This is a genomic window from Bordetella tumulicola, from assembly GCF_965138755.1.
Classification (GTDB): Bacteria; Pseudomonadota; Gammaproteobacteria; order Burkholderiales; family Burkholderiaceae_B; genus Bordetella_A; species Bordetella_A tumulicola.
In genome coordinates this window covers 26,170-43,886 of the sequence record NZ_CBCSFP010000012.1, presented here as the reverse complement: position 1 = coordinate 43,886, position 17,717 = coordinate 26,170, and the positions used below count along the sequence as shown (strand labels likewise).

At 59.5% G+C, this 17,717-nt stretch carries 14 protein-coding genes, 6 tRNA genes and 2 pseudogenes; 4 read left to right on the top strand and 18 right to left on the bottom strand.

Translation table 11 applies throughout. The features are described 5' to 3' along the window. Positions 1–28: 28 nt before the first annotated feature. Complete coding sequence (locus tag ACNAZS_RS22345; RefSeq protein ID WP_415792720.1) at positions 29–1,207, bottom strand: CaiB/BaiF CoA transferase family protein; 1,179 nt, start codon at positions 1,205–1,207, stop codon at positions 29–31. Positions 1,208–1,288: 81 nt separating this feature from the next. Next, positions 1,289–2,260 (bottom strand): Bug family tripartite tricarboxylate transporter substrate binding protein, encoded by a 972-nt coding sequence (locus tag ACNAZS_RS22340; RefSeq protein ID WP_415792719.1) that lies wholly within the window; start codon positions 2,258–2,260, stop codon positions 1,289–1,291. Between the two features lie 207 nt (positions 2,261–2,467). On the opposite strand from ACNAZS_RS22340, the gene ACNAZS_RS22335 reads away from it, so the two are divergent. The 4 genes from ACNAZS_RS22335 (at position 2,468) to ACNAZS_RS22320 (ending at position 6,093) form a co-directional block, all read left to right on the top strand. After that, the gene (locus ACNAZS_RS22335; RefSeq protein WP_415792718.1) at positions 2,468–3,358 is read left to right on the top strand and encodes a LysR family transcriptional regulator; all 891 of its coding nucleotides are present in this window, start codon (positions 2,468–2,470) and stop codon (positions 3,356–3,358) included. Positions 3,359–3,603: 245 nt separating this feature from the next. Next, entirely contained in the window at positions 3,604–4,254 is a 651-nt protein-coding gene (locus ACNAZS_RS22330; protein WP_415792717.1) for a fused MFS/spermidine synthase, read from the top strand. A 130-nt stretch (positions 4,255–4,384) separates the two neighbouring features. Next, positions 4,385–4,861: an L-alanine exporter AlaE gene (gene alaE, locus ACNAZS_RS22325; RefSeq protein WP_415792716.1), complete on the top strand. Its 477-nt coding sequence runs from the start codon at positions 4,385–4,387 to the stop codon at positions 4,859–4,861. 206 nt (positions 4,862–5,067) lie between these two features. Continuing rightward, positions 5,068–6,093 carry an RpnC/YadD family protein gene (locus ACNAZS_RS22320; protein ID WP_415792715.1) on the top strand — a complete coding sequence of 342 codons (1,026 nt, stop codon included), beginning with the start codon at positions 5,068–5,070 and terminating at the stop codon, positions 6,091–6,093. A 236-nt stretch (positions 6,094–6,329) separates the two neighbouring features. On the opposite strand, the gene ACNAZS_RS22315 is transcribed toward ACNAZS_RS22320, so the two are convergent. The 16 genes and pseudogenes from ACNAZS_RS22315 to tgt form a co-directional block, all read right to left on the bottom strand. After that, positions 6,330–6,406 (bottom strand) — tRNA-Asp (locus ACNAZS_RS22315). Between the two features lie 39 nt (positions 6,407–6,445). Next, positions 6,446–6,521 (bottom strand) — tRNA-Glu (locus tag ACNAZS_RS22310). Positions 6,522–6,554: 33 nt separating this feature from the next. Continuing rightward, positions 6,555–6,630, bottom strand: a tRNA-Ala gene (locus tag ACNAZS_RS22305). Positions 6,631–6,847: 217 nt separating this feature from the next. Continuing rightward, a tRNA-Asp gene (locus tag ACNAZS_RS22300) sits at positions 6,848–6,924 on the bottom strand. A 39-nt stretch (positions 6,925–6,963) separates the two neighbouring features. Further along, positions 6,964–7,039: transfer RNA gene (locus tag ACNAZS_RS22295), tRNA-Glu, on the bottom strand. 33 nt (positions 7,040–7,072) lie between these two features. Further along, positions 7,073–7,148 (bottom strand) — tRNA-Ala (locus ACNAZS_RS22290). A 161-nt stretch (positions 7,149–7,309) separates the two neighbouring features. Beyond that, positions 7,310–8,953, bottom strand: a complete 1,644-nt coding sequence (gene lnt / locus ACNAZS_RS22285; protein ID WP_415792714.1) for an apolipoprotein N-acyltransferase — start codon at positions 8,951–8,953, stop codon at positions 7,310–7,312. Beyond that, positions 8,950–9,855 (bottom strand): HlyC/CorC family transporter, encoded by a 906-nt coding sequence (locus ACNAZS_RS22280; protein WP_415792713.1) that lies wholly within the window; start codon positions 9,853–9,855, stop codon positions 8,950–8,952. Before ACNAZS_RS22280 ends, lnt begins: the two co-directional genes overlap by 4 nt. Before the next feature lie 105 nt (positions 9,856–9,960). Then, entirely contained in the window at positions 9,961–10,443 is a 483-nt protein-coding gene (gene ybeY, locus ACNAZS_RS22275) for an rRNA maturation RNase YbeY (protein WP_415792711.1), read from the bottom strand. Further along, positions 10,433–11,455 (bottom strand): PhoH family protein, encoded by a 1,023-nt coding sequence (locus ACNAZS_RS22270; RefSeq protein ID WP_415792710.1) that lies wholly within the window; start codon positions 11,453–11,455, stop codon positions 10,433–10,435. Before ACNAZS_RS22270 ends, ybeY begins: the two co-directional genes overlap by 11 nt. Next, positions 11,452–12,951: a tRNA (N6-isopentenyl adenosine(37)-C2)-methylthiotransferase MiaB gene (miaB, locus tag ACNAZS_RS22265; protein WP_415792709.1), complete on the bottom strand. Its 1,500-nt coding sequence runs from the start codon at positions 12,949–12,951 to the stop codon at positions 11,452–11,454. Before miaB ends, ACNAZS_RS22270 begins: the two co-directional genes overlap by 4 nt. A 256-nt stretch (positions 12,952–13,207) precedes the next feature. Beyond that, positions 13,208–14,140 (bottom strand): protein translocase subunit SecF, encoded by a 933-nt coding sequence (secF, locus tag ACNAZS_RS22260; RefSeq protein WP_415792708.1) that lies wholly within the window; start codon positions 14,138–14,140, stop codon positions 13,208–13,210. Positions 14,141–14,166: 26 nt separating this feature from the next. Beyond that, positions 14,167–15,463, bottom strand: a pseudogene (secD, locus tag ACNAZS_RS22255) (protein translocase subunit SecD); the annotation flags it as partial. Position 15,464: 1 nt separating this feature from the next. Continuing rightward, positions 15,465–16,047, bottom strand: a pseudogene (locus ACNAZS_RS22250) (protein translocase subunit SecD); the annotation flags it as partial. A gap of 66 nt (positions 16,048–16,113) precedes the next feature. After that, positions 16,114–16,458, bottom strand: coding sequence for a preprotein translocase subunit YajC (yajC, locus tag ACNAZS_RS22245; protein ID WP_415792707.1), 345 nt, complete (start codon positions 16,456–16,458; stop codon positions 16,114–16,116). Between the two features lie 121 nt (positions 16,459–16,579). Next, a complete protein-coding gene (tgt, locus tag ACNAZS_RS22240; protein ID WP_415792706.1) occupies positions 16,580–17,716 on the bottom strand; it encodes a tRNA guanosine(34) transglycosylase Tgt in 1,137 nt (378 codons plus the stop codon). Between the last annotated feature and the right edge of the window lies 1 nt (position 17,717).

Sequence of the window (17,717 nt, the reverse complement as noted above, 5' to 3'; positions counted from 1 at the left end):
TCGTACCGCGATGCGGAGCAAGCTGCGCCTAGTCCAGCGAGACCTGTTCCAGTTCTGCCAGAATATCGACGGTATGCTCGCCTAACTTGGGCGCGGGCCGACGGAATCCTCCGGGACTGGACGACAGGCGGGGAATGATGTTGTGCATGGGCACGCTACCCATCTCCGCATCAGGCAGGTTGACGATGGCCTGGCGCCCGGTGACATAGGGGTGATCGACCAGATCCGCCACGGAATAGACGGGGCCGGCCGTGACGCCCGCCTGTTCAAACAAGGCCAGGTTGTCTTCCTGCGTGCGGCTCCCCACAAAACCCTGGATGATCTCGTCCAGTAGATCTTTGTTTTTCACGCGCACGTCGTTGTTTTCAAAACGCGGATCGGTCTTGAGTTCGGGCATGCCGATGGTGTCGAAAATCCGCATGGCCATCGATTGCATGGAGCCCGACATCGCGATGTGTTTGCCGTCTTTGCAGACGTAGACGTTGCGCGGTGCGGTGTGTGTGGATTGATTGCCGGCGCGCAGCGTAGGCGTGCCCGTTGCCTGGAATTTCCCGGCCTCGGATGAGATTAGCGAAAAAATCGGTTCGAACAGTGACAGATCTACGATCTGGCCTACACCCGTTTTCTCTGCCGAACGCAGCGCAGTCAGCACCCCTGCCGCGCCGTAGATGCCCGCGATCATGTCCGCCATGGCCAAGGGGGGCAGGGCAGGTGGCTTGTCGGGGAACCCATTCAGATAGGCGTAACCGGACATGGCCTCAACCAGCGTACCAAATCCCGGCTTGTGGCTGTAGGGCCCCGTCTGGCCCCAGCCGGACACGCGAGCGATGACGAGCGCGGGATTCAAAGCGTGCAGGACCTCGGGTGACAGGCCCATTTTTTCCAGGCCACCGGGGACAAAATTTTCGATGAGTACGTGTGAACATTTGATCAGCTTTTTGAGCTGTATCAGTCCGTCTTCGGATTTAATGTCCAGCGCCAACGAACGCTTGTTGCGGCCATAGACTTTCCAGTACACGGCCTGGCCGCCTTCACGCCAATGCCGCAGATCGTCGCCTTTTTCGGGGCGTTCGACCTTGATGACGTCGGCGCCAAAGTCAGCCAGAAATACCGACAGCATGTTCCCCGCTACCAGGCGCGACATGTCGACGACTTTGATGTCTTTGAGCGGGCCTTCTTGCTCGGGGGTAAAGGCTTGAGTATTCATGGCGTGCTCTGTGTGGCGGAGGATGTCCAGGGGGCGTACACGGTGCGGGTCGCCCCGTTAGTCGATCGGAAACGGCGTAACTCAGTTGGCTTTCGCACCGGAGGATTTGACGATGCCGCTCCAGAGTTTCAAGTCGTCGTTCAGGCGTTGCGCCAGTTGCTCCGGATTGTCGCTCAATGGCTCGACCCCCAATTCCGCGTACTTCTTTGTGACGTCGGCATCGGCCAGCGCGATCTCCGTGGCTTTGTAGAGCGTGTCGATAACGTCTTTAGGCGTGTTTTGAGGCACGTACATGGCGATCCAGAGTTCGCCGCTATAGCCGGGGATTTGTTCACCGATGGCTGGGACATCCGGCAGCGCCGGGTTGCGTTCTTTGGTGCTGACGCCCAAGGCCCGGAGTTTGCCGGCTTTGATCGTGGCGATTGATGAGGGCAAACTGGCGAACAGCATGGGGACTTGTCCGCCCAACACGTCGGTCATGCCAGGGGCGACACCGCGGTAGGGGATGTGTTCCAGTTTCAGGCCGCCTTTTTCGTCCAGCATGGCGCCCAGCAGGTGATTGAGCGAGCCATTGCCGGCCGAGGCATATTGATATTTGCCAGGATTCGCTTTGACCAGAGTAATGAATTCGGCGAGCGTATTTGCCGGGAATGACGGGTGGACGCAGAGCACGTTGGGAACGCTGCCGACCGCTGCGACGGGGGCGAAATCTTTCACCGGGTCAAAGCCGGGGTCCTTGAAAATGGCCGGGCTGATCGCCTGGGCGCTGCTGACGGTGAACAAAATGGTATAGCCGTCCGCGGCCTCGCGCGCGACCTGGGCAGTACCGATGTTGCCGCCCGCGCCGGGCTTGTTTTGTACGACGAAGGGCTGGCCGAGTTGTTGAGCCAGCTTGTCAGAAATGAGGCGCGCCACGATGTCGTTGGTGCCGCCCGGCGATTGCGGGACGACCACGGTGACAGGTTTATCGGGATAGGCGGCGAGGGCATTTGTGCTGGTTACGCCGAGGCCTGCCACAACAGCCAGGCCGGCTGCCAGTTGCTTGAAGAACATGATGGGTGTCTCCTGAATATTTTTCCATATTCTTCACGCAAAATTTATATAGGTAAAATAGTATAAAAATATGGTTTACATACATTTTTATATATAGTTGGTTTTGTCGACTCGCGTGCTGTACTCCGCCTTGCTTTACTTAAGGGTAATGGGGGTAATCGCGTATCACGCGATTGGATACAACGATCTTGCCTGAACGAGAAACCCATGACGCTGACCCAACTGCGGTATTTTCTGGCGGTGATTCGCTGTGGCAGTATTTCAGGCGCGGCGGTCCAAATTCATGTGGCGCAGCCGGCGATTTCACAGCGCTTGCGGCAGCTCGAAGAGGAACTGGGCCAGACGCTCTACAAGCGACTCCCCCGCGGCATTGAACTGACGCCCGCAGGTCATCATTTAAAGGCCCATGCGCTGGAGATACTGCGCCGAGTGGACTCAGTACAGGATGATTTCAAATCCTCGGACGTGAATCCCATCGGTCGTGTGACACTGGGCATGTCGACCGCGATCAACAGCAAGTTTTGTGTCGCGGTGCTCGAACACGCCAGCCGTAGCTATCCCAACATCAAACTCACGTTGACCGAACATATGAGCGGCACCCTGCTGGAGTGGGCGGAGACTGGGCGAGTGGATCTAGCCGTGGTGTACGACGTGCCCAGCAATACACCTTTGTCCACGCATAGCCTGGGCAAAGAAAATCTTTATTTGGTGACTGACCTGGCGTTCAAACAGCGCCTGCCCGAGACGGTATCGTTGGTCGATATCCTGGAAATGGCGTTGATCCTGCCGGCGTTCCCGCAAACGCTGCGCTTAATGATCGAACGGATTTTTTCAGAACGCGTGGGCAGAGCGCCCAAGGTGTTGCTCGACGTCGATTCTACGTACGCCATCAAAAAACTGGTGGCTGCCCGTAAAGGCCAAAGCATTTTGTCCATTCACTCGGTTGGCGACGAGCTTCGACATGGGGAATTGGCGATTACGCCGATCGCGGACCCTCCCGTTAGCCGCACCATTAACCTCGTTACGTATCGCCCGCGCGCCAACGATGCAGCGGTGAGAGCGGTGCATCGCGTGGTGGAGAGCGTGTTGGCGGGGTAGGCAGGCCGGGGGTATTGCAGATCGGATTCGCGATTGCCACGAGATTGGTGAAAGCGGGGTATCGCGTTGGGCTGGAAATACTGGAAAGCCAGTAAGATGCAGTGATTGTTGTTTGCTTTTCACCATGCCTCATGCCCCTGTCTGAATCCCAGTCCACAGATGCTCCCTCAGGGCAGCCCCAACTGCGACGGACGCGCGATGCGCTCTTAATGCAGTTCGCTGGGTCCGCTTCGGTGCAAAGCAGCATGTCCCTGCTTAACCCGTATTCTCTCGACCTCGAGTACACACGGTTGATGATGGGTTTCCTGTTGTTTGACAGCGGCCCTCGGCGTCTGTTGATGATTGGTTTGGGCGGTGGGTCGTTACCGAAATTTTGCCATCGCTATCTACCGCAAACGTCGATCGATGTGGTTGAGATCGATCCTGATGTCATTGCGTTGAGAGACGATTTTCATGTTCCGCCCGATGATGCGCGCTTTCGTGTGATCGCGGCCGATGGAAGAAACTATCTACAAGCCGACCCCGACCCAGTAGATGTTTTGTTGATCGACGCCTACGACGGGCAGGGCATGCCGACGGCATTGTGTGAACAGACGTTCTTCGAGGATTGCCTGGCGACCCTGTTGCCTGACGGCATCCTGGTGGTGAACCTGCATCTCGAGAGCGTTTCGTATCCGGTTTGCCTGGCACATCTGCGCGAGGTATTCGGTACGTCGTTGTTTGAAGTCATCGACGACGACATGACCAACAGCATTGTGTTTGCCTGTAACGGCGAGCGTTTTGGCCATACGGATCTGCGCAGGGCCTTGCGAAAGCCAGAAAATCTCAGTAAAGACGCCTGGCGACAATTGCAGCCGACGTTCAAGCTCATTGAGGCCACACTCATCTTGCGTTGACGCAATGCGATGTCTGCACTCAACGCTCACAGCAGGCACATCCCCGGAAATCGTTGCGCGTTTTATCGGACATGACAACATGTCCACAATGAAATCCGACCTTACTTGATCACAGATATGGGCACACGATTTGGCAGCCACCACGAGACCTTTCTACCTATCACGGGCTTACATTGCGGACACGCTTTCCTTGATTCTGTTCTTTACCACGACGGGCGTATTGAATGAACGCCTGATTGCCGGGATGACATGGGATCAGGTGTTGCACGCGCGCCTGATCGGCGCGGCGTTGATGATCCCGGTCGGGCGGCCTTATGGGATGTGGCGCGACTGGATGATGGGTCACGCCAAGGAAACGCGCGCATCCCGGGTGCTTTGGGACAGCCTGGCCCTGATGAGCTTTCAGGTGCCTATTTATGCCGCGATCATTGCGTTCAGCGGCGCGACGGGCGATGGCTTGGTGTTTGGCGTGCTGGGGGCAGCGGTGATGATGCTTTGCCTGGGTCGTCCCTACGGCGCATTTCTCAACGGAATCAGACGCCTGTTTGGTCTGCCGCCGGGGGGTGAGAAGCCGATGTCACTTAACGATTCACGGAAAAGCACCTGATTGGTGTGGGCAGAACGACGTTGTATAAGTGCAGACACCAGTCGCTTGACGAAGGGCCACCTGTATCAAGGGGCCACGTGGTTCACGGTGTATTGAGTTTGCATTGCGGCAACTGCGCATGGACGTAAGTATTCACTGGCACTGACGTCCGTTCGCTCTTGGGCCGATAGTAGAGGGCTCGCTTAACAGCCCTCACGAAATGCTTTATGGCCCAACGCCCGGACTACGATAGTGCCTGGAAAGACACATTGTCTGCGTATTTCCCCGAATTCATGCAGATGCTGCGCCCAGACACGCACGCCCATATCGACTGGGCATATCCGCCGAAGTTCATGGACAAGGAGCTGCAGGCGCTTATGCGCAGCACCGCGCGTGGGCGTCGGCATGTCGATAAGTTGGTTTCCGTGCGCATGCTGGACGGCCAGGACAAGATGCTGTTGATTCACGTCGAGATTCAAACGCGATGCGATTCGACGTTTTCGGCACGTATGTTTGATTATCACATTCGGCTGAAATCGAAATATCCTGGTGATCGGCTGCTCAACCTGGCCGTGCTCACCGGACAAGGCGGCAGCCGGGATGAGGATAGCGCCGAGCGGGTATCAAACCTGATGTCTTACGCTTATCAGGACGAGGACTGTGGTTTGTGTTTTACCTTTCCGGTCATCTGGCTGGAAGGTTGGCGCCCGCGCATGGTCGAGCTGCAGAAACTCGCTCCGTGCAACCCCTTTGCGGTGATCGTGCTCGTCCAACTGGAGGCCAGCGCGCTGCGCCTTGGCCCCGACCGTCTGGCACGCAAGATCGAGCTCGTTCGGCATTTGGAACAATGGGGATTCACGCGCGATAATAGGCGTACGCTATTTCGGGTCATTGATGCCATGCTGTATCTGCCAGATGACCTAGAACCCGTATTCGAAGCCGCCGTCATTCAAATCGAAGAGGAACACCAGATGACTTACGTGACCAGTATCGAGCGCGTGCGGCTCAAGCGCGAACGCGCTGAGGGCTTGGAAGAAGGTCTGGAACAAGGTCGAGAACAAGGTCGAGAACAAGGCCTGCAGAAAGGCAAAATTACAGGCGCTGCCGAATTGCTGACGACGCAAATCACCAGTAAATTTGGCATGCTGCCGGATTGGGCGCACGCTCGCATCGTCGAGGCTGATGAAGTCACGCTGAACCAGTGGGCACTGCGTATTCTGCAAGCTGAACGTCTCGAAGACGTGTTTGCCTGAGTCGAGATTACGTCGTTTGGTGGTGGTTTGGATGCCATCGCATATAGGCGCACCGTAAAGCATCAAGGACATCATGGCTAGCTCTTCTCGTAGCCAAGCCCGTTTGCGGCACCTTATGGATGCCGACAAGCCGGGCGTTTGCAGGAAAATGCGAGAGACAGACTTGCTTGACTTGCATATAAATTTGAACAAAAAAAGCGCTTACTTTTCGTAAGCGCTTTTTTGATCGAATTCTTTGGCGGAGCGGACGGGACTCGAACCCGCGACCCCCGGCGTGACAGGCCGGTATTCTAACCAACTGAACTACCGCTCCGCAGCGGTTTATTACCTTACTACTGCCAACTAAAAAAGCTGGCGTCCCCTAGGGGATTCGAACCCCTGTACTCACCGTGAAAGGGTGATGTCCTAGGCCTCTAGACGAAGGGGACTTGGATCTGCTGTACTGCAACTTCGCTATCGACTGGTGGAGGTAAGCGGGATCGAACCGCTGACCTCTTGCATGCCATGCAAGCGCTCTCCCAGCTGAGCTATACCCCCAAACGTCCTGTCACTGTGGTCTGCAACTCGGGTCAACGTGACCTGTTTTGCCGACACGGTTTCCGTATATCGTTTAGCGAACGGGGCCGAATTATGCACCATTTTTTGTCGCGTGTGTGGCGACTGTGGAAATTAATGCATAAACCAGCGATTTTTTAAATTGTGCGCTGAAAACTGAAAAGGCCAGCGATAATAAGCGCTGACCTTTGGAATTCTTTGGCGGAGCGGACGGGACTCGAACCCGCGACCCCCGGCGTGACAGGCCGGTATTCTAACCAACTGAACTACCGCTCCGCAGCGGTTTATTACCTTACTACTGCCAACTAAAAAAGCTGGCGTCCCCTAGGGGATTCGAACCCCTGTACTCACCGTGAAAGGGTGATGTCCTAGGCCTCTAGACGAAGGGGACTTGGACCTGCTGTACTGCAACTTCGCTATCGACTGGTGGAGGTAAGCGGGATCGAACCGCTGACCTCTTGCATGCCATGCAAGCGCTCTCCCAGCTGAGCTATACCCCCGTTTCCCTAAAACAAGCTCGCAATTTCCGGTGTTTTATGCCCGTCGTTGCCAGTTTTTTAGTGCCGTTGGCGAAGAAACGAGATTATGCACGAGTTTTTTTCGACGTGCAAGTCGACGGCGGAAAATGTTGGTGCAACGTCCATGTTTCCTCCCGACAGGTCTAGCGCCTGCCTTTTTTACGCCCTAGTGCCGCTGCCGCAATGAGCAGCAGGGCAATGATGACGAGTACTGGTTTGTCGCCGAAACGGGCGTAGGGGGTCAGGCCTGTCATGCCCTGCACGGAGACGGGAAGGATGCCTGCCTGGAGGGCCGGCAATTGGGCGGCGACGCGGCCCTTGGCATCGATGGCGGCGGTGATCCCGGTGTTGGTCGCGGCCAGCATGGGACGGGCGGTTTCCTGGGTGCGCAAGCGGCCGATTTGCAGGTGCTGACGCAGTGCCCAGGTGTCGCCGAACCAGCCCAGATTGCTGACATTGACCAGAATCGTGGCGCCAGGCTCACCGTTGGCGCCGGGCCGCAGGGCGGGCAGGAGCTCGATGCCGAACAGGTCTTCGTAGCAGATGTTGAAGGCGACGTACTGGTCCTTCACGTGAAAGGGCGTTTGCCGTTGTTCGCCGCGATCGAAATCGCCTAGCGGGATGCTGAGCATGTCGACGAACCAGCGAAAGCCCGGAGGCACGTACTCGCCCCAGGGGACGAGGTGGTGTTTGTCGTAGCGTTGTGCCGTGGTGCCTAGCCGTAGTTGTTCCAGCGGGGTCTCGGCGTTAAAGCCGATGACGCTGTTGGTATAACTGTCGTTGCCGTCGCTGCCCTGCGTGCGCAGGGGGACGCCCATGGCGATGGTGGCGGCGTTGCGTGCCGCGAGGTTGCGCCAGGCTGTCCAAACGACGGGATCTAGCTTGTCTTGAAAGATGGGTAAGACGGTTTCGGGCAGGATGATCAGATCGGCGGGCGGCGCGGGCAGGGCGGCCAATTCCAAGTGGCGGCGTATGCCGAACTCCAATAACTTGGGATCGAATTTTTGTGATTGCTCGACATTGCCCTGTATCAAGCGGACCTGTAGCGGCTGGCCGCTGGGCTGTGACCAGGAGATGCTGCGTAGTGGCCAGCCTGCGATGACCAGCAACAGCGCCAGTGCGCAGGCTAGATTGCGGCGTGCGTTGGCCTGTTTGCCCAGCCCGCCGGGTGCGCGCATGGCCTGCCATAGGCCGGCCAGCGCGGCGGCGGCAAAGGCCGACAGCAGGGCGATGCCGTGGACGCCCAGCACGGGTGCCCAGCCGGCCAATGGACTATCGACGTGGGCGTAGCCGATATTCAGCCAGGGAAATCCGGTGAGCAAGGTAGCGCGCAACCATTCGAACAGCGCCCAGGCGGCCGCCCAGGCCAGCGCCGTGATCAACATGCGCCGGGCGGGCGATGGATTGGGTTCGCCATCGGTCGCGGGAGGGCACAACCAGCGCGCCAGTACGCAGGCAGCAGCGGGATAGAGCGCCAGGAAGGCCGATAGCGCCAGGACGCCGGCCACGGCCAAGGGGGCTGCGAGGCCGCCGTAGTAATGAAGGCTGACGAAAATCCAGGAGAGACCCAGCGAGTAACTCGCAAAGTTGAACAGCCAGCCGCGCCAAAATGCCCGGCCCAGGCCGGGCGCGCGCAGCGTTGCATGTGCGACGCAGGCTAATGCGAGGATCTGTACCAGGGCCAAAGCCCAAGCGGGCAGTGGACCCGGCGCGAAGCTCAGCGCGTGGACGGCGCCCGCGAGCACCAGGCCCAGCGTTGCCCAGGGCAGGGTACGGCCGAACCTCATGAGGCGGATGGGCCCGCGTCTGCTGCGGTATCGGTATCGGCGTTAGTGTCAGGGGTGCGCTTGGCGCGCAGCCAGAGTGCGCGCCGTGCATCGGCCCGTATGACTTCGATGGTCAGGTCGCGATGCGATGCGCTGTCGCCGCGACGGGGAATACGCCCCAACTGGCCACCCAGCCACCCGCCGACACTGTCGTATTCGTCGTCGGGCAAATCGGTGGCAAAGGCTTCATTGAAATGGCTGATTTCAGTCGTCGCCATCAGGCGCCATTCGTTTTCGTTTTCGGGGAAGATGCTCTGTTCGTCGTTGTCGTCGAATTCGTCTTCGATGTCGCCAACGATTTGTTCGAGCACGTCTTCCATGCTGACCAGACCCGAGATGCCGCCGTGCTCGTCAATGACGATGGCCAGGTGATTGTGGCTGGCGCGAAACTCGCGCAGCAGCACGTTCAAGCGTTTGGCTTCGGGGATGAAAACCGCGGGGCGGATCAGAGAGCGCAGTTCAATATCGGGCTCTAGCATGCCGCGCAGCAGATCTTTGGCCAGCAAGATGCCAATGATGTTGTCGCGGTCGTCTTCGTAGACGGGAAAGCGAGAGTGTGCCGTGTCGATGATGAACGCGAGCTGCTGCGGCAAGGGCAACGACACATCGAGCAAATCCATGCGCGAGCGCGGCACCATGATGTCGGAGACGGTACGTTCGGAGACGGAGAGTGCGCCCTTGATCATGCCGTACGCCTCGACGTCCAGCAGGTCGCGGTCGTGGGCGGCATCAAGCACGGCTTTGATACCTTCGCGGTCTTCGGGCTCGCGCCGTACAAGGGCCAGAATGCGGTCCAGCAGGGATTTGGTGGGTTTGGGCGTGCGCGTGGCAGTCGCCTCGGTAGTAGGGTAAGGGTCGGACATCGTCCTAGCGGACAAGTTAGAGAACAATCAGCATAACCGAATATCGGCTGCGAATTTGTTACGAGTCAGTCGGAGAGCGGGGCATTTCACCGCGCGGCGGGGCCCTCAAGCGTACGGGTCGGCGATGCGCATGTCGGCCAGGACGGCCGTTTCCAGGGTTTCCATGCGACGTGCGTCGCGCGCTTTGAGGTGGTCGTAGCCTAGCGCGTGCAGCACGCCGTGGATGGTCAAATGGGCCGCATGGTCGAGCAGGGTCTTGCCTTGCTCGCGGGCTTCGCGCACCAATACGGGAATGCAGATGACGATATCCCCGCGGGCGGTGCCCAGTGGATCCGTGCCGTATTCAAAGGTGAGAACATTGGTGGCGTAGTCGCGTTCGCGATACGCGCGATTGAGTTTACGACCCTCGGCTTGCCCGACTAAGCGCAGGCTGAATTCGGCACGCGTGCAATCCACCAGGCCGTCTTGTGCCGCGGCATCGAGTGCGCGCCGCGCCCAGCGACGCAGTCGCCAGCGCGGCAGGCGGGGTTCGGCAACGCCGTACTGCACCGCCAGGGAAAGTTCGGGCGGCGAGGGCTCAGGCTTCATCTTCGGCGGCTTTGTCATAGGCGTCGACAATACGGGCGACCAGCGGATGACGCACCACGTCGCGGCTCGTGAAACGGGTGGTTGCGATGCCCTGAACGTCTTCGAGGACGCCAACCGCATGCGCCAGGCCGCTTTGCTGACCGCGGGGCAGGTCGACCTGCGAGGGGTCGCCCGTAATCACGGCCTTGCTGCCAAAGCCAATGCGGGTCAGGAACATCTTCATCTGTTCGGGCGTGGTGTTTTGCGCCTCGTCCAGGATCACAAAGGCGTGATTCAGCGTACGGCCGCGCATGTAGGCCAAGGGGGCGATTTCGATGGTCTGTTTTTCGAACAGGCGCTGGACTTTGTCAAAGCCCATCAAGTCGTACAGGGCGTCATAGAGTGGACGCAGATAGGGGTCGACCTTTTGCGCCAGATCGCCGGGCAAAAAGCCCAAACGCTCGCCCGCCTCGACGGCAGGACGGGTCAATACCAGGCGTTGTACCGAGTCGCGCTCCATGGCATCGATGGCGCAGGCTACCGCTAACCAGGTCTTGCCTGTGCCCGCCGGGCCGACGCCGAATGTAATGTCGTGCTTGAGGATATTTTCGAGGTATTCGCGCTGGCGTGGGGTACGCGGGCGCAAATCGTTGCGCCGTGTGCGCAGGGTAATGCCCTCATCGTCGCCGGCCGTGGGGATCGCTTGGGTATCAATGGCGCGCGGATCGGCGGGGGGAGAATCATTGCGTCCCACGCCCATCTCGACCAGACCGAGCTGAATGTCGTCGACGGACAGCGGGCGGTGCACGGCCTGATCATGAAAGCGCAGCAAGGCGCGACCCGCCAGATCGGCGCGTTCGCCTTCGATGGTGACACGACTGCCACGACGACCCAGGCTCACCTCCATGCCGTCGGCCAACTGACGCAGGTTTTCGTCCAGCGGGCCACAGAGATTGGCCAGGTGGGTGTTGTCGCCCTCCAGATTGACGATGGTGGGCATCGTGCGGCGGGTGCGGCTGCGAGCTGCGGTCATTCGTTGCCTTGTGTGGAGTCTTGCAATACGGCGGTGGGAGCATCAAATTCCGCGCCATCGACATCGACGTCGGCCACGCGGGCACGCAGCGAGTTGGGATAGGCGTCGGTAATGATCACGTCCACCATCTGCCCGATCAATCGGGTCGGGGCAGGGAAGTTGACGATACGGTTGTTTTCAGTGCGGCCCATCATGTCGTTGGGGTCGCGTCGCGACGGGCTTTCGACCAGTAGACGCTGACGCGTGCCCACCATCGATTTGGCAATCTCGGCCGCCTGCTGATTGATCAGTGCCTGAAGTTGTTGCAGGCGACGCAGCTTGACGTCTTGCGGGGTGTCGTCGGTCAAGTCGGCCGCGGGCGTGCCCGGACGGCGCGAGTAGACAAACGAGAACGAGGTATCAAAACCTACCTCTTCGATCAGCTTGAGTGTTTTTTGGAAATCCTCTTCAGTTTCGCCGGGGAAGCCCACGATAAAGTCCGAGGACAAGGTCAGGCCGGGGCGCGCCGCGCGCAGGCGCCGCACGACGGATTTGAATTCCAGCGTGGTGTAGCCGCGCTTCATGGCGGCGAGCACGCGGTCGCTGCCGGCTTGGACAGGCAAGTGCAGGAACGACACCAGCTTGGGCAGGCGCGCGTAGGCATCCACCATCCGTTGGGTCATTTCCTTGGGGTGCGACGTGGTGTAGCGAATGCGTTCGATGCCTGGAATTTCATGTACGTATTCCAGCAACATGGCAAAGTCGGCGATTTCGCCGGTGTCGCCCATGGTGCCTAGATAGGCGTTGACGTTCTGGCCCAGCAGGGTGACTTCTTTGACGCCCTGGTCGGCCAAGTCAGCGACTTCGACCAGCACGTCGTCAAACGGACGCGAGACTTCGGCGCCGCGCGTATACGGCACGACGCAGAAGCTGCAGTATTTGCTGCAGCCTTCCATGATGGAGACGAACGCCGTGGCGCCGTCGACGCGGGGCGGGGGCATGGCGTCGAATTTCTCGATCTCGGGAAAACTGATGTCGACCTGCGAACGGCCCGATGCACGGCGGCGGCTGATGAGATCGGGCAGGCGGTGCAGCGTTTGCGGGCCGAAAACGACGTCGACGTAGGGCGCGCGCTTGACGATGGCTTCGCCTTCCTGGCTGGCCACGCAGCCCCCTACACCGATCACGAGATTCGGGTTGAGCTTTTTCAGGTGTTGTACGCGACCCAGGTCCGAGAACACTTTTTCCTGGGCTTTTTCCCGCACCGAACAGGTGTTGAAAAGGATGACGTCGGCGTCTTCGGGGTTAGGGGTGATTTCCAGGCCCTGGTCGCCACGCAGCACGTCGATCATCTTGTCCGAGTCATACTCGTTCATCTGACAGCCAAAGGTGCGGATGTAGAGCTTGCGCACGCCGGTCGTGGCCGTTTTGTCAGATTGGGGCGCAACGGGCTGGGAGGCGGAGGTCGTGGCCGGCGTCGCAGCGGCGCCAGCGCGTTTGAGAGAAGTTTCTTGCATGATATGCGCCGTGACGGGTGTAGATCCCGGGGGCAGAAGGGAAGGAAAACGTGGATTTTAACGCGTGCGGGTATTTCGGTCTTGAGGGACTGTGTTTTNGCCTTGGGGCGGCCCAGCGGCAATGAATACCCCCACGCTGCGCCTTCGGCTTGCTGCCNCCGGGGGGCGTTTTTGCCTTGGGGCGGCCCAGCGGCAANNAANCGGGCGNCNNANAAAACTCCNACGCCCGGTTTTTTTTGAGGCCAGCTTGTGGTGATCAGACGATCTCTGGGTCGCCTTCTTTTTTGACTGGCTTGATGAGGTCTTCGCGCTTGACACCCAGCCACATGGCGAGCGCGGCGGCCACGAAGACCGACGAGTAAATACCGAACCAGATGCCGATGGTCAGTGCCAATGCGAAGTAGTGCAGCGAGGGGCCGCCGAAGAACAGCATGGCCAGCACCATCATTTGCGTGGAGCCGTGGGTAATGATGGTCCGCGAGATGGTTTGCGTGATGGCGCTGTTGATGACTTCTTGGACGTCCGCTTTGCGGTACTTGCGGAAGTTTTCACGGATACGGTCCATGATCACCACGGATTCGTTGACCGAGTACCCCAGGACCGCCAATACCCCGGCCAGTACCGACAACGAGAACTCCCACTGAAAGAAGGCAAAAAAGCCCAGAATGATGACCACGTCGTGCAGGTTGGCCAACACCCCGGCGACCGCGAACTTCCATTCGAAGCGGATCCCCAGGTAAACCATGATGCCCACTACCACGACCAGCAACGCCATCAGCCCGTTATGCAGCAGCTCTTGGCCGACTTGGGGTCCGACGAATTCGACGCGGCGCAGATTCGCCGAGGGATCGGCAGCTGTCAGGGCGGTCATCACGGATTCGCTTTGCGTGGCCGAGGTCTGACCCTCGGTCAGAGGCAAGCGGATCATGATGTCGCGCGAGGTGCCGAAGTTTTGTACCTGAAAGTCGGTATAACCGAGTCCCGATACGGCAGTACGCACGCTGTCCAATTGCGCGGTTTGCGCGTAATTGACCTCCATGACCGTGCCGCCCGTGAACTCGATCGACAGGTGAAAGCCGCGAAGAATGATGAAGACCACCGCCGCCAGGAACGTGACCAGGCTGATGATGTTCAGCACCAGCGCGTGGCGCATGAACGGGATGGTGCGGTGGATACGGAAAAATTCCATGTTTCGCCTTGCTTATGCTTGTTAGGTCAGTTTGCCTTGGGTTTCCAGATGGTGCCGATGGACAGACTGGCGAGCTTTTTCTTGCGGCCATACCACAGGTTGGCCAGTGCACGCACGCCGACGACTGACGAGAACATCGAGGTCAAAATACCCAGGCAGTGCACCACGGCAAAGCCGCGAATGGGGCCGGAGCCGAACGCCAGTAGCGCCAGGCCCACGATCAGGGTGGTCAGGTTCGAGTCCAGAATCGTGCCCCAGGCGCGTTCGAAGCCCTGATGAATGGCCTGTTGCGGCGAAGCACCATTGCGCAGCTCTTCGCGGATCCGTTCGTTGATCAGCACGTTCGAGTCGATGGCCATACCCAGGGTGAGTGCGATAGCGGCGATCCCGGGTAGCGTGAGCGTGGCTTGCAGCATCGAGAGCAGCGCCAGCAACAGCAGCACGTTCATCGTCAGGCCGATGGCCGAGAACACCCCGAACAAATGGTAGTACAGGACGATGAACACCACGATGGCCAGGAAGCCGTACAGCGTGGAATGGAAACCCTTGGAAATGTTGTCGGCACCCAGACTCGGCCCGATGGTGCGCTCTTCGATGATAGACATGGGCGCGGCCAGGGCGCCGGCGCGCAGCAGTAGCGCAGTATCGGCCGCCTCTTCGGCGCTCATGCTGCCCGAAATTTGCACTTGGCCACCCGCGATCTCGCTGCGGATGACCGGCGCCGTGACGACTTCGCCTTTGCCGTTTTCGAACAGCAGGATCGCCATGCGCTTGCCGACGTTGTCGCGGGTGACGTCGCGGAAAATACGGGCGCCCTTGCCATCGAGCGTCAGGTGAACGGCGGCTTGCTGAGTTTGCGAGTCGCGGCCGGGTTGAGCGTCTTGCAGATTTTCGCCGGTCAGGACGACCTGGCGGCGAACCAGCAGCGGACGTCCATCGCGCTCGGTGTAGCGTTCGAGTCCGAAGGGCACCGTACCGCCGGCCAGGGCAGTTTGCGCTGCGGGAGAGTCGTCCACCAGACGGATTTCCAGCGTCGCGGTACGGCCGAGGAGTTCCTTGGCCTTGGCGACATCCTGGACGCCAGGCAACTGGACCACGATGCGATCGGTGCCCTGTTGTTGAATCACCGGCTCGGCGACGCCCAACTCGTTAATACGATTGTGAAGCGTGTTGATGTTTTGCTTGAGGGCAGAGTCCTGGACGCGGGTGACCGCGGCGGGGCTGAGCATGCCGGTCAGCGTCGCGCGGTTGCCGTCTTCGCCGGTGGTGAACTCCAGGTCGGGCAGTCGGCTGCGCAGGATGCTTTGGGCGCGGTCACGGTCGNCGGCGTTGCTAAAGGTGGCGACGACCGATGAGCCGGCGCGTTCGACGCCCTGGCTGGGGGCTTTTTCGTCGCGCAGCGTGGTCCGGACGTCCGCTGCCAATGAATCATAGCGGGCCTGCAGGGCGCCCTGCATATCGACTTGCAGCAGGAAGTGCACGCCACCGCGCAAGTCCAGGCCCAGGTACATGGGCTTGGGCTCGAACCAGCCCAGGGCGCGCATCCAGGGAGGCGAAGCGGGCAGCAGGTTCAGCGCGACGGTGTACTGCGGGTCGCCCGGCGTGGTGTTCAGGGATCTTTCAAGTAGATCGCGTGCTTGTAGTTGCACGTCGGTGGACGGGAAGCGGGCACGGATGGTGCCCAGCGTGCCGTTTTGCTCGTAGTACAGGCTTGAGGCGGGGACGTTGGCCGCCGTCAGAATTTGTTCGACGCGGCCGAGCATGGCCTGGTCGACTTTGATCGTGGCTTTGGCGCTGGATACCTGCACGGCAGGAGACTCGCCGTAGAAATTGGGCAGGGTATAAAGCAGGCCAATAATGACCGCGACCAGCACCGTGATGTACTTCCAGAGGGGATAGCGGTTCATTGGCAGCTAGTTCATGCGAAATAACGGAAAAAACCCTCTTTGGGTAAAGAGGGTCAGGTAAGACGCTTACAGGGCCTTGATGGTTCCCTTGGGCAGCACGGTCGAGACTGCAGTTTTCTGCATTTGCACTTCGACGGGCTTGTCGGCCAGTTCGGAGACTTCGACGGTGATGTAGGTATCAGTGACCTTGGAAACTTTGCCCAGTATGCCGCCGGACGTCAGGATTTCGTCGCCTTTGGCGAGATTGGCCACCAGATTACGGTGTTCTTTTTGGCGCTTCATCTGCGGACGGATCATCAGGAAATAGAGGATCACAAACATCAGCACGATGGGTAGCATACCCATCAGCGCGCTGCCTCCCTCGGGCGCAGCCTGGGCCAGAACAATGCTGGCGGTGTCGATAACGGACATGGAAAATCTCCTGAATGAATAGTTCGGGTCGAGTTATACAGGGTTGTAGTCTGCGCCCGTCCCCGCGCGAGCCTTGGACAGGGCAAGCCGACTATTGTAGCGAGGTTATCGCGCGCCGCATCTATTCGATGCCGCGAGCCCGGTCAGCGGCAAACTTGGCCCGCCAGGCCTGGAACGTCCCCGAGGCGATTGCTTCGCGCATCTCTGCCATGATGGTCAGGTAGAAATGCAGATTGTGCAAGGTGTTCAGGCGCGCGCCAGTAATCTCATTGGCGCGTTGCAAATGGTGCAGGTAGGCGCGCGAGAAGTGGGCACAGGTGTGGCACGTGCAGCTTGGGTCCAGCGGCCGGGTGTCGTCCCGGTACTTGGCATTGCGGATCTTGATGTCGCCGTAGCGTGTGAATAGCCACCCGTTGCGGGCGTTGCGGGTGGGCATGACGCAGTCGAACATGTCGATACCGCGGGACACGCCCTCGACCAGGTCTTCGGGAGTGCCCACGCCCATCAGGTAGCGCGGCGCCTGCGTGGGCAGGCGCGGCGTGACGTGCGCCAGGATGCGCATCATGTCCTCTTTGGGCTCGCCGACGGACAGGCCGCCGATCGCATAGCCATGAAAACCGATATCTGTCAGGCCTGCCACGGACTCGTCGCGCAGCGATTCGTACATGCCGCCCTGGACGATGCCAAACAAGGCATTAGGGTTAGCGAGGCGATCGAATTCCTCGCGCGAGCGACGGGCCCAGCGCAATGACATGCGCATCGAGCGGGCGGCTTCTTCAGTGGTGGCGGGGCGGCCATCGATCTGGTAGGGCGTGCACTCGTCGAACACCATCACAATGTCGGAATTCAGCGAGCGCTGGATGCGCATGGATTCCTCGGGCGTCAAAAAGAGCTTGGCGCCGTCGATCGGGGACGCAAATTTCACGCCTTCTTCGGTGATTTTGCGCATACCCTGCAGGCTAAATACCTGAAAACCGCCGGAGTCGGTCAGGATGGGCTTGTCCCATTGCATGAATCCATGCAGACCGCCGTGACGATCCAGGATTTCCGTGCCCGGGCGCAGCCACAAATGAAAAGTATTGCCCAGCACGATCTGCGAGCCGATTTCCTTGAGCTCGTGCGGCAGCATGGCCTTGACGCTGCCATAGGTACCAACGGGCATGAAAATGGGGGTTTCGACCACGCCGTGGTTCAGGGTGACGCGGCCCCGGCGGGCTTGCCCGTCGGTGGCCAGGAGTTCGAAATTCAGTCCGGTCATG